Genomic DNA, 11,995 nt, shown 5'->3' on the forward strand with positions numbered 1-11,995 from the left:
CGGCCGGCGAAGGCCGGAGCGGAGCGTACTTAAAGTACGTGAGCACCGGAAGCGCAGGAAGATGCCGTTTGCAGGCCGGCCTCACCTGAAGATCAGCCGCCCATCTTGATGCGCGACAGCTTGATCATTTCGCCGAAGCGGGCGCGCAGCTTGTCGTCGACCAGCCTTGAGATGTGGCGCGGAAAACGCTCGGCCAGCACCCGTTTCTTCTCGGCGATCGCCCGCTGCAATATGTCGGGCCGGCCCTTCTCGTTCCATTCCTTTGGCGAGAAGCGGTCGCCGACCGCAGGGTAGAAATATTCGGTCTGCATCAGCTTCAGCGTCTGCTCGTTGCCGAGGTAGTGCCCCGGCCCCTTCAGGCAGACATCGGCAATCGTCTCGATCGACAAGGCATCGTCCGTCACCTCGACGCCGCGCACACAGCGCAGGCAGTGGCCGAGCATGTCGTTGTCGATAATCAGGCTTTCCAGGCAGAAGCCGAGCAGCGAGGCGTGCATGCCGGCCGATTCATAGACGAGGTTGAGGCCGGACAGACCCGCCATCACATTGGTGATGCCCTTCTCGTAGCCGGCCTGGATGTCGGGCAGTTTCGAGTCGGTCATGCCGGCGGCCGAACCGCCCGGCAGGTCGTAATATTGCGCCATCTGCGCGCAGGCGGCGGTCAGCACCGACTGCTCGGCCGAGCCGCCCGACATGGCGCCGGTTCTGAGGTCCGAGACGAACGGCCAGGTGCCGAAGATCGCCGGATGCCCAGGCTTGATCGCGTTGACATAGACCAGGCCCATCAGCACTTCCGCCACCGCCTGGACAACAGCGCCCGCAATCGCCGCCGGCGCCGTGGCACCCGCCTGGCCGGCCGACAGAAGCAGGATCGGAATGCCGCCCTCGACGCAGGCTTCGAGTACGCCGCAGGCATCCTCGGCGAACTTCATCGGCGGCACCACGAAGCAGTTCGAGTTGGAGACGAAGGGTCGTGCGCGGAAATTCTCCTCGCCGCCGGCGATCGCATAGAGCATCTCCAGGGCCGGCTTGACGTTCTCGCGCACGGTGAACGAGGTGCCGACATGCTTGGATGTCCCCATCACGCAGGCGTAGAGCGTGTTGAAGTCCATCTCGAGCGGATCCGGGATGTCGCGCGGCACCATGGTGCGCTGGAAGAAATGGATGTTGTCGAGTCCGTCGACGAGGCGGGCCGCGTCATAGATGTCCTGCAGCTGCGATTCGCGATATTCGCGCTTCTCGACGTCGACCAGATGCACGGCGGCCCCCGCCGTGCCGTAGTGCACACGTTTGCCCTGGATCACCATGTCATGCTTCGGGTCCTGGCCGTGCAGCGTGAAGTGCCGCGCCGCCGTTTTTATCGTGTCGAGGACCAGCGCTCGCGGCAGGCGGATGCGGCCGTCATCGCCATAGGTCGCACCGGCCCTGGTCAGCGCCTCGATGCAGGACGGGATGGCGTTGGCGAAGCCGACCGTCTCCAGAAGCGTCAGCACCGCCTCGTGGATGCGCTCGCGATCGTTCAGGCTCAATGGCCCGTAGCTGCCGCCCTCGAGGCCGGCCCGTACCGGACGGATGTCGTCGGCGAGGGGCGCCGCCCGCATCGCGCGGCGCGCTTCGCGCCCGCCGGAGCGCCGCGAACGCTGGTCCGCCGCCGCTTCCTGCTTCTCGAGAGCCACTGACATGGAAGGCACTCCACCTTAGCTTTTTCGGGGCAGGATGCGCGGCGGTTGGTCCACCATCGGCCTGCCTCATCCCCTTTGTTGCTCGACTATGCCGCCGGCATTGGTACAGCCTATGAGCCAGCCTGTGCCGTCGGATATGCCAAGGTGCTAAAGCACAAGCGAGTGCAAAAGCAAAGGGAGCCGGCTTGCGCCGCCTCCCTTTCAAGAAGTTGGTCCCTATGATCAGGCCGCGGCGGGTCTGCGGCCGGCTGCCGTGGCGAGTTCCCGGATGCCGGGCTCAATGTGCTGCAGGGAGATAGAGGAGATGCCCAAGCGCATGAAACGCGTGGGTTTTTCGCTGCGGTCGAAGAAGCGGTCGCCGGGTTCGATGATGACGCTGCGCGAGGCGGCCGCTTCAGCCAGGCCGCGTGAATCGGTGCCGCGCGGACCCTCCAGCCAGAGCGATGTACCGCCGGCCGAGTCGGTCGAGCGCCACTCTGGCAGAAAAGCGGAAATCGCATGGACCAGACGCTTGCGCCGCTCGTCGAAAGCGGTGGAGAGCCTGCGCACCAGCGCCTCGTGATGGCCGAGCGACAGGAACAGTGCGACGGCGCGTTGGTTGTTAGCCGGCGGATGCCTGAGCATGAAGCGGCGCAACGCGCGAAGTTCGGCGATCAGCCCTGCCGAGGCGACGATGTAGCCAAGCCTGAGGCCCGGCGCCAGCGTCTTCGACATCGAGCCGACATAGATCACCCGGCCCGAGCGGTCGAGGCTCTTCAGCGCCTGCTGCGGCGCCTCGTCGAGCAACTGGCTGTCATAGCCGTCCTCGATGATGATCTGGTTGTTGCGGTTGGCCCGCGCCAGGAGATCCTGTCGCCGTTCCGCCGACATCGGTACCATGGTCGGGCAATGGTGGCTGGGCGTGACGAAGACGAAGCCGGAATCCTGCGGGATCGAAGAGGTCACGATGCCGGACTGGTCGACCGGAACCGGCTGGATATCGGCGCCGGCCAGGCGGAAGATCGAGCGGGCGTCGGGATAGCCCGGATCTTCCATCGCCACCTTCGAGCCCTTGGTCATCAGCAGCGATGCGAGCATGTAGAGCGCGTTCTGCGCCCCCAGGGTGACGATGATCTCGTCCGGGTTGGCGAAGATGCCGCGCCGCGGCAGAAGCCTGGCCTGGATCTGCTCGATCAGCAGCGGGTCGTCGCGGTCCACCATGTCGGACGCCCAATTGCGGATCTCCAGCACCGCGAGCGCCATGCGGTTGCACTCGCGCCATTCGGCGGTCGGGAACAGCGCCGGGTCGAACTGGCCGTAGACGAAGGGATAGGAGGATTTGATCCAGTTGTCGTGCTTGGCCGGCGGCGGCATGTCGCTGGCTGCGATCTGCCGGCGCGCCTTCCAGTCGATCTCGTTCTGCTGGTCCGGCGCCTTCTGGTGCGGCTTGGCGGGCGTCGCCAGCACGTCCGGATTGACGAAATGGCCGCGCCGCTCGCGCGCCACCAGGAAGCCCTGGTCGACCAGCTGCTGGAAGGCCAGCACCACCGTGCCGCGGGCAACGCCGAGTTTTTCGGCCAGAATCCGGCAGGATGGCAGCGGCATCGACGCGGCGATCTGGCGGTCGAGGATGGCTGCGACAATCGCCTGGCGGATCTGCGCCTGGAGGGTTTGTCCGGATTCGGCCGAAATCCGGAACAGGCCGGACCATATGGCCGTGTCATTGCGCTGTGGCATGGGAGATGTTCCTCGGATGGCCAGCTGTTTTCACTTGGCTGGACCAGTCGAGTGTATGGGTGGCACAAGGGGTTGCGCCAATCAATTTTTCTGATCGCTGGGATTTATGCCAGTGATCCATTGGTCACTGGGATTTATGATCCATTGGTGGCGGAAGCGATCCATTGCCTCAAGCGATGCTGCACTGCGTAAACAAAGCGTGACGCGCTGCGTCATTGCCGCGCTTGAATCGAAGGGAATTCAGTCGGATAAATTTGCCGCAACCGCGAACGCGACGACATGCGCCGGAAACATCCAGCCTGTTAAGATGGCCGCAAAAACCGCCAGGAGCCCGACAGTGGATCAATCTTCCTTCGACAAGCAAGTCGCCGCCTTGCGCGAACAGCGCGCGGCGGCCAAGGGCACGATGCGCGAGGTTTTCGCGGCTGATCCAATGCGCTTTGAGCGGTTTTCCGCCACCGACGGAGACCTCCTGCTCGACTGGTCGAAATGCGCGGTCGACGCCGAAACGATGGCGATGTTGGAAAAACTGGCCGGCGCCGCCGATCTCGAAGGCCGCCGCAGCGCCATGTTCGAAGGCAGGAAGATCAACATCACCGAGAACCGTGCCGTGCTGCACACGGCGCTGCGCAACCTGACCGGCAAGGGGATCGTGCTCGACGGTCAGGACGTCCAGGCCGACGTCCTAGCCGTGCTCGACGCCATGGGTGCCTTCGCCGATGCCATCCGTTCGGGCAAGGCGGCGGGCGCTACCGGCAAGAAGATCACCGACATCGTCAACATCGGCATCGGCGGCTCCGATCTCGGTCCAGCCATGGTCACGCTGGCGCTGGCGCCCTACCATGACGGGCCCAGCGCGCATTACGTCTCCAATGTCGACGGCGCCCATATTCACGACACGCTGAAGGAGCTTTCCCCGGAAACGACACTGTTCATCGTCGCCTCCAAGACCTTCACCACTGTCGAGACGATGACCAACGCCGAGACCGCCCGCAAATGGGTGGAGAAGGCGCTGGGCAAGGAGGCGATCGGCAAGCATTTCGCCGCCGTCTCGACCGCGGTCGATCTTGTGGCGAAATTCGGCATCGCTTCCGATCGCGTCTTCGGCTTCTGGGACTGGGTCGGCGGCCGCTATTCGGTGTGGAGCGCCATCGGCCTTCCGGTGATGATCGCCATCGGCCCGCGCAACTTCCGCGCCTTCCTCGACGGCGCGCATGAGATGGACGAGCATTTCCGCTCAGCACCGCTGCAAGAGAACCTGCCCGTTTTGCTCGGACTGATCGGCTGGTGGCACCGGGTGGTCTGCAGATATCCGGCCCGCGCCGTCATACCCTACGACCAACGCCTGTCCAGGCTGCCGGCCTACCTGCAGCAACTGGACATGGAATCGAACGGCAAGAGCGTGACGCTCGATGGCGGCGCGGTGGCCACGCCGACGGGGCCGCTGGTATGGGGCGATCCCGGCACCAACGGCCAGCACGCCTTCTTCCAGTTGCTGCATCAGGGCACCGACTTCATCCCGGTCGAGTTCCTCGCCGCCGCCGTCAGCCACGAGCCTGAGCTGAAGCAGCATCATGACCTACTGCTCGCCAACTGCCTGGCGCAGGCGGAAGCTTTCATGAAGGGGCGCACGCTGGAAGAGGCGCGCGCGCAGATGCTGGGCAAAGGCATGAAGCCCGCCGATGTCGACAAGATCGCACCACACCGCGTCTTCTCCGGCAACAGGCCGTCGCTGACCATTCTCTACAGGAAGCTCGATCCGCGTACGCTCGGGCGGGTGATCGCGCTTTACGAGCATCGCGTCTTCGTCGAGGGGACGCTGTTCAACATCAACTCGTTCGACCAGTGGGGCGTCGAATTGGGCAAGGAATTGGCGACGGGCCTGTTGCCTGTCGTTGAAGGCAAGGAGACTGCCGCAAACCGCGACGCCTCGACTGCCGGACTGGTGGCTCATATCCACCAATTGCGCGGCGCGGAGTAAAAAGATTGGCGGATATCAAGGGAATTCTGTTCGACAAGGACGGCACGCTTGTCGACTTCAACGCAACCTGGCTCGGCATAGCCGACTTCATGGCCATGGACGCTGCCGAGGGCGATCGCTGGAAGGCCGACAGGCTGCTCGCCGCCGCCGGCTTCGACTTCGTCAGCAAGCGCTTCAAGCCCGATTCGATCTTTGCTTCCGGCTCCAACATGGATGTCGTCGAACTCTGGTTCCCCCGCCTCTCGGACGAGGATCAACTGCTTGCGGTTCGCCGTTTCAACGAGATCACTTCGGTGCAGGGTTCGTCCATGGCTGTCGCGCTGCCGGGGGTCGTGGAATCGCTGCGGCTGCTGCACAGGCAGTCCTTTCGGTTGGGCGTCGCCACCAACGATTCGACCAGCGGCGCCGAGAAGACCCTGGTGACGCTCGGTGTGGCGCAGCTCTTCGAAGCCGCCTACGGCTATGATTCGGTCGCCAATCCCAAGCCGGCGCCGGACACCGTCCTCGCGTTCTGCGATCTGACCGGGCTGAGGCCGCCGGAGATCGCCATGGTGGGAGACAATCGCCACGACCTCGAAATGGCCCGCGCCGGCGGCTGCGGACTGGCGGTCGGCGTTCTCTCCGGAACCGGCACGCGCGACTCGTTGGCGTCGATCGCCGATGTCGTTCTGGATTCGGTTGCCGACCTGCCGGATTTCTTGTCGGCGCGGGTGAGCGTGGCGGCGGGTTAGCTGCTCAACGCAAACACCCCGCTTGGCCTCGCCTCCCTACCGCCGTTTCCTCCGACATCTGCCACCTGATATTCCGCCAGCAGGCGAAGCCGGGATCGGGGAAGCCAGGCGCGGCCGGGATCGCCGACCAGCACGTCAATGCCGGCGGCGAGGCAGCGGTCGAGGAATGGCATCATCCGCTGCCCGACCTGCTTCGCGTAGAAGATATCGCCCGCGAGCACCAGGTCGATCGCCGGCGGCGAACCGGCGGTAATGTCCTCGCCGACAATCGAGATGGCAACGCCGTTGGCTTGCGCGTTGAGGCCGAGCGCGACAACACCGTTGCGATCGATCTCCGCCGCTATCACCGCGCGCGCCCCGGCCTTTGCCGCGGCAATTCCGACCAGGCCGGAGCCGGCCCCGAGATCGAGCACGCGGCGGCCGGCGACGATCGATGGCCGGTCGGGAACGAAGCGCGCCAGCACCGCGCCGCCGGCCCAGGCATAGGCCCAGTAAGGCGGCTGCGGCTCGGCCGCGTAGCCCTCGGCATCATCGTCCGGCTCGAGCAGCCGCCTCAGCCCGCTGCCGGGATGCGCCGTGTAGAGGCGGATCTCCGGCAGCGACGGCACCGGCGATAAGCCCATGTTCGCCTTGATGAATTCGGCCGGGTCGAGCCGTGTGGCCCGCTCTTCGGTTGCGCCGGCAGTTTCGCGGCTCAAATCTACTCCCGCAACGCGCGCCGCAGGATCTTGCCGACCGGCGTCTTCGGCAATTCGGTGCGGAATTCGATGTATTTCGGCCGCTTGTAGCCGGTCAGGTTCTGGCGGCAATAGGCGGTCAGCGTCTCGAGGGTCAGCGCCGGATCCTTCCTGACCACGAACAGCTTTGGCACCTCGCCGGAGTGCTCGTCCGGCACGCCGATCGCCGCCACTTCGAGCACGCCGGGGTGCTGGGCCACCACCTCTTCCAGTTCGTTGGGATAGACGTTGAAGCCGGAGACCAGGATCATGTCCTTCTTGCGATCGACGATCTTGGTGTAACCCTGGTCGTCCATGAAGCCCATGTCGCCCGACTTGAAGAAGCCGTCCTTGGTCATCACCTTGGCGGTTTCGTCAGGCCGGTTCCAGTAGCCTGCCATCACTTGCGGGCCGCGGATGCAGATCTCGCCCACCTCGCCGAGCGGCACGTTGTTGCCGTCGTCGTCGCGGATGGCGATCTCGGTCGATGGCAGCGGCAGGCCGATCGTGCCGGTAAACTCGCTGGAGCTGAACTTGTTGGCGGTCGCCACCGGCGAGGTTTCGGAAAGCCCGTAGCCTTCACTCACAGGCCGGCCGGTGAGCGCCTTCCAGCGCTCGGCCACGCCCTTCTGCACCGCCATGCCGCCGCCCAGCGTCAGGATCAGCGGCTTGAAGTCGAGCTTGCGGAAATCCTCATTGTTGAGCAGCGCGTTGAACAGCGTGTTGAGCCCGGGGAAGATGTGGATCGGGTATTTCTGCAGTTCCTTGACGAAGCCCGGTATGTCGCGCGGGTTGGGGATGAGCACGTTCTGGGCGCCTTGCTGCATGCCCATCAGCGCATTCACCGTCAGCGCGAAGATGTGATAGAGCGGCAGCGCGCAGACGAAGTTGAGGTGCGCCGGCTTCGGCTTGACGGTGTAGGCATCCTCTACCCAGAGCGAATTCTGCGCCACATTGGACAAAACATTGCGATGCAGCAGCGTTGCGCCCTTCGAGATCCCGGTCGTTCCGCCCGTATACTGCAGGAAGGCGATGTCGTCGCCCGAAACGGTGGCCTGCTCGAAGCTTAGCGCCGCGCCCTGCTTCAGCGCGGCGTTGAAGCCGACATGGCCGGGCAGCGACCAGGCGGGAACCATCTTCTTCACCCGGCGCACGACGAGGTTGACGATTGTGCCCTTGAGGGCGCCGAGCATGTCGCCCATCGTCGCGACCACGACATGCTTGACCGGCGTGCGGGCGATGACGGCCTGCAAGGTGTTGGCGAAGTTTTCGAGAATGACGATCGCCTGCGCGCCCGAATCCTTGAGCTGATGCTCCAGTTCACGCGGCGTGTAGAGCGGGTTGACGTTCACCACTGTGAAGCCGGCCCGCAGGACCGCCATCATCGCCACCGGATATTGCAGCACGTTGGGCATCATCAGCGCCACGCGCGCGCCCTTCTCCAGTCCCTTCGACTGCAGATAGGCGCCGAAGGCGGCCGAAAGCCGCTCGAGTTCCGCATAGGAGACTGACTTGCCCATGCACACGAAAGCCGGCTGGCCGGCAAACTGCCTGCAGGCGGCGACGAGGAAGTCTCCGATGGAGTTGTGGGACAGCGGTCCGATCTCGGCCGGCATGTTCTTGGGATAGTTCTTCAGCCACGGTTTCTGCGGCAGTCCGGCGGTAAGCTCCGTGATCGCCTTCGGCAGACGCTTGGCTGGGGCGGAAGCCGCGGCCGCCGGCGTGATCTTGGCCGCGGGTCTGGCTGCCGCAGGCTTGGCCGCCGCTTTCGGGCCAGTCTTGGCCGGCTTTGCGGCGGCGGGTTTGGCGGCGGCCTTCGACTTTGCTGCCGGCTTGGCGGCGGCCTTCGACTTTGCTGCCGGCTTGGCGGCAGCCTTTGACTTTGCTGCCGGCTTGGCGGCAGCCTTCGGCTTCGGCGCGGCGGCGGTCTTGGCTAAAGACGCGTTGGACGCGCCGGTCCCCACGGCCGGCTTTGCGGCGGCTTTTGCCTTTGAAACCGTCCTCTTTGCTGCCTTTGCCAACTCTTCCCTCCCTGGCGTTCCTAGTCTTGCCTGCCTCGTCTGCCGCGCTTGCCTCCGTTTTCGAAAGCGTCCTCCGCTGCAGCCGACAAGGCTCCCAAGAAATCCGGCGTTCTGTCTATGTATTGCCTCTGGCTGCGGCCGTGCAAGTCTTGCCCCAGCGGCAGCAGCGGGAAAGATCTGCCGTCGAAAATCCGTTCTCCTGCTCTCTTGCGGGAGAGGCTTGGGCTGCAACGCGGCGCTGATGGAAGGCGAGGCGGCCGATTTTCGAGGGGCGGGCGATCAATAAAAAAATGCAGTCGTTAACAATGTCGTGAGCAGAAAAATCTGCTCGTTTTTTCTGCGATTTGAGCAAATTTCGGATTCTTTTCCTGCTTCCCATGGGGTACGCAAGCGGGGTGTTCCAAAGCCCTGAAAACGGTGCTTATATGCGCGCTTCGCGAGCCTGATAGAGGGGCTTGGAAGAACATCAGGGAGTGCTCAATGAAAAAGACAATGGCTTTTGCAGCCGCGTTGCTGGCTGCAAGCGTCCTTGGCGGGATGGCCAATGCAAAGACGCTTGTCTATTGCTCGGAAGCGTCGCCGGCCAACTTCGATCCGGGTACCACGACCGGCGGCAACGATTTCGATGCCTCGTCGCGTACCGTCTATTCGCGCCTGGTCGAGTTCAAGCATGGCGGCACCGAGATCGAGCCCGGCCTGGCCGAAAAATGGGAAATCTCGGACGACGGCCTGGTCTACACCTTCCATCTGCGCAAGGGCGTGAAGTTCCAGACCACCGACTATTTCAAGCCGACGCGCGACCTCAATGCCGATGACGTGGTCTTCTCCTTCGATCGCCAGTTCAACAAGGAAAATCCCTGGAATGGCGACAAGTATCTGCCGAACCTGACCTGGGACTACTACACCGGCATGGACATGCCGAAATACGTCGCCAAGTGGGAGAAGGTCGACGACCTGACCGTCAAGCTGACGCTGACCGAGCCGAATGCGCCGATGCTGGCCAATCTCGGCATGGACTTCGCCTCGATCGTATCGAAGGAATATGCGGACCAGCTCCAGAAGGACGGCAAGATGGCCGACTTCTCGACCAAGCCGATCGGCACCGGCCCGTTCCAATTCGTCGACTATCAGCTGGATTCGGTCATCCGCTATGCGGCGAACCCCGACTACTTCAAGGGCAAGGAGAAGATCGACGACCTCGTCTTCGCCATCACGCCTGACGCCACCGCCCGCATCCAGAAGGTGCTGGCCGGCGAATGCGATGTGGCGCCCTATCCGAACCCGGCCGATATCGCCACGATCAAGGCCAACCAGGACGTGACCCTGATGGACCAGGCCGGTCTGAACATCGGCTATATGAGCTACAACACGACCATCCCGCCGCTCGACAAGCCCGAGGTGCGTCATGCGCTCAACCAGGCCATCGACCGGGAAGCGCTGATCAAGTCGCTGTTCCAGGACGCCGGCGCGACGCCGGCCCAGAACCTGATCCCGCCGACCATGTGGTCGTGGAACAAGGACGTGAAGTTCGATTCCTACGATCCGGATGCTGCCAAGAAGGTGCTGGCCGATGCCGGGCTGAAGGAAATCCAGCTCTGGGCATCCGACCGCGTTCGTCCGTACAACCCGAACTTCCAGCGCGCCGCCGAACTGATCCAGGCCGACTGGGCCAAGGTCGGCGTCAAGGCCGAGATCGTCAACTACGAGTGGACGAAGTACCGCGAGGAAGGCAAGAAGAAGGAGCGCCCCGGCGCCTTCCAGATCGGCTGGACCGGTGACAATGGCGATCCGGACAACTTCTTCGCCACCCTGTTTGCCTGCTCCGCCATCGGCGTCTCGAACTACTCCAGCTGGTGCGACAAGGACTTCGAAGATCTGATCCAGAAGGCCAAGAAGACCAGCGATCAAGCCGAGCGCACCAAGCTCTACGAGCAGGCGCAGGTCATCTTCCAGAAGCAGGCTCCGGCCTTCCTGCTGGCGCACAGCCAGGTCTATGCGGTCGTGCGCAAGAACGTCAGCGGCTTCATGATGGACCCGCTCGGCATCCATCGCTTCGACGGCGTCGACAAGGCCGAATAGAACCTCTAGGGCGGGCGGCGCGGAATGGCGCCGTCCCCTTTTTCAAGATGATCCGATATCTCCTCAATAAGATCGCGCTCCTGATCCCGACGCTGGTCGGCATCACCATCTGCGCCTTCGCCTTCGTCCGGCTGCTGCCCGGCGATCCGATCCTCGCCATGGCCGGTGAGCATGGCGTCAGTCCCGCCCGTTACGAGCAGCTCAAGGAACAGTTCGGCTACAACCTGCCGATCTGGGAGCAATATGCGCGCTATGTCGGGGAAGTCGCCACCGGCGATTTCGGTGTCTCGATCTCGTCCAAGCGTCCGGTCATCGAGGAGTTCAAGACACTCTTCCCGGCAACGCTGGAACTGTCCTTCTTCGCCATGATCTTCGCCATGGTGCTCGGCATCCCCGCCGGCATCTTCGCCGCCGTCAAGCGCGGCTCATGGTTCGATCAGTCGCTGATGGGCACTGCGCTGGTCGGCTATTCCATGCCGATCTTCTGGTGGGGCCTGCTGCTCATCATCTTCTTTTCCGGTTATCTCGGCTGGACGCCGGTGTCCGGCCGCATGGGTCTGCAGTTCTTCCTCAAGCCGATTACCGGCTTCATGACCATCGACAGCATCATCTACGGCAAATGGGACGCCTTGCGCTCGGCGCTCAGTCATCTCGTGCTGCCGGCGATCGTGCTCGGCACCATTCCGCTGGCGGTCATCGCGCGCCAGACGCGCTCGGCCATGCTCGAGGTGCTGGGCGAGGACTATGTCCGCACCGCGCGCGCCAAGGGGCTATCGGCGGCCCGCGTCGTCGGCGTGCACGCTTTGCGCAACGCGCTGATCCCGGTGGTCACCACCATCGGCCTGCAGGTCGGCACGCTGCTGGCCGGAGCCATCCTCACCGAAACCATCTTCGCCTGGCCGGGCATCGGCAAGTGGATGGTCGATTCCATCTTCAAGCGCGACTATGTCGTCGTACAGTCGGGTCTGCTTCTGATCGCGCTCATCGTCATGGCCGTGAACCTCATCGTCGACGTGCTCTACGCCGTCATCAATCCGCGCATACGGGCAGCGTGATGAGCCAGTCGACC

At 63.8% G+C, this 11,995-nt stretch carries 9 protein-coding genes; 4 read left to right on the top strand and 5 right to left on the bottom strand.

Going from position 1 to position 11,995, the window contains the following annotated elements; genetic code table 11:
- Nucleotides 1-92 precede the first annotated feature (92 nt).
- Nucleotides 93-1,682 carry a trimethylamine methyltransferase family protein gene (locus EN818_RS16910; protein ID WP_095806613.1) on the bottom strand — a complete coding sequence of 530 codons (1,590 nt, stop codon included), beginning with the start codon at nucleotides 1,680-1,682 and terminating at the stop codon, nucleotides 93-95.
- 222 nt (nucleotides 1,683-1,904) lie between these two features.
- Entirely contained in the window at nucleotides 1,905-3,398 is a 1,494-nt protein-coding gene (locus tag EN818_RS16915) for a PLP-dependent aminotransferase family protein (protein WP_095806612.1), read from the bottom strand.
- Between the two features lie 307 nt (nucleotides 3,399-3,705).
- On the opposite strand from EN818_RS16915, the gene pgi reads away from it, so the two are divergent.
- Together pgi and EN818_RS16925 are read left to right on the top strand one after the other, a co-directional pair.
- Entirely contained in the window at nucleotides 3,706-5,379 is a 1,674-nt protein-coding gene (gene pgi / locus EN818_RS16920; protein WP_189523798.1) for a glucose-6-phosphate isomerase, read from the top strand.
- A gap of 5 nt (nucleotides 5,380-5,384) precedes the next feature.
- On the top strand, nucleotides 5,385-6,110 hold the full coding sequence (locus EN818_RS16925) for an HAD family hydrolase (protein ID WP_095806611.1): 726 nt from the start codon (nucleotides 5,385-5,387) through the stop codon (nucleotides 6,108-6,110).
- Here EN818_RS16925 and EN818_RS16930 read toward each other — a convergent pair.
- The 3 genes from EN818_RS16930 to EN818_RS33235 form a co-directional block, all read right to left on the bottom strand.
- On the bottom strand, nucleotides 6,107-6,733 hold the full coding sequence (locus tag EN818_RS16930; RefSeq protein ID WP_095806781.1) for a 50S ribosomal protein L11 methyltransferase: 627 nt from the start codon (nucleotides 6,731-6,733) through the stop codon (nucleotides 6,107-6,109). The genes EN818_RS16925 and EN818_RS16930 overlap by 4 nt on opposite strands.
- A 77-nt stretch (nucleotides 6,734-6,810) precedes the next feature.
- On the bottom strand, nucleotides 6,811-8,847 hold the full coding sequence (locus tag EN818_RS16935; RefSeq protein ID WP_095806610.1) for a long-chain fatty acid--CoA ligase: 2,037 nt from the start codon (nucleotides 8,845-8,847) through the stop codon (nucleotides 6,811-6,813).
- Between the two features lie 115 nt (nucleotides 8,848-8,962).
- Nucleotides 8,963-9,199 (bottom strand): hypothetical protein, encoded by a 237-nt coding sequence (locus EN818_RS33235; RefSeq protein ID WP_135904812.1) that lies wholly within the window; start codon nucleotides 9,197-9,199, stop codon nucleotides 8,963-8,965.
- A 128-nt stretch (nucleotides 9,200-9,327) separates the two neighbouring features.
- On the opposite strand from EN818_RS33235, the gene EN818_RS16940 reads away from it, so the two are divergent.
- Together EN818_RS16940 and EN818_RS16945 are read left to right on the top strand one after the other, a co-directional pair.
- Nucleotides 9,328-10,926 (top strand): ABC transporter substrate-binding protein, encoded by a 1,599-nt coding sequence (locus EN818_RS16940; protein ID WP_095806609.1) that lies wholly within the window; start codon nucleotides 9,328-9,330, stop codon nucleotides 10,924-10,926.
- A gap of 47 nt (nucleotides 10,927-10,973) precedes the next feature.
- The gene (locus EN818_RS16945; RefSeq protein ID WP_095806608.1) at nucleotides 10,974-11,981 is read left to right on the top strand and encodes an ABC transporter permease subunit; all 1,008 of its coding nucleotides are present in this window, start codon (nucleotides 10,974-10,976) and stop codon (nucleotides 11,979-11,981) included.
- Nucleotides 11,982-11,995 lie beyond the last annotated feature (14 nt).

The organism is Mesorhizobium sp. M3A.F.Ca.ET.175.01.1.1 (assembly GCF_004791945.1).
Taxonomy (GTDB): domain Bacteria; phylum Pseudomonadota; class Alphaproteobacteria; order Rhizobiales; family Rhizobiaceae; genus Mesorhizobium.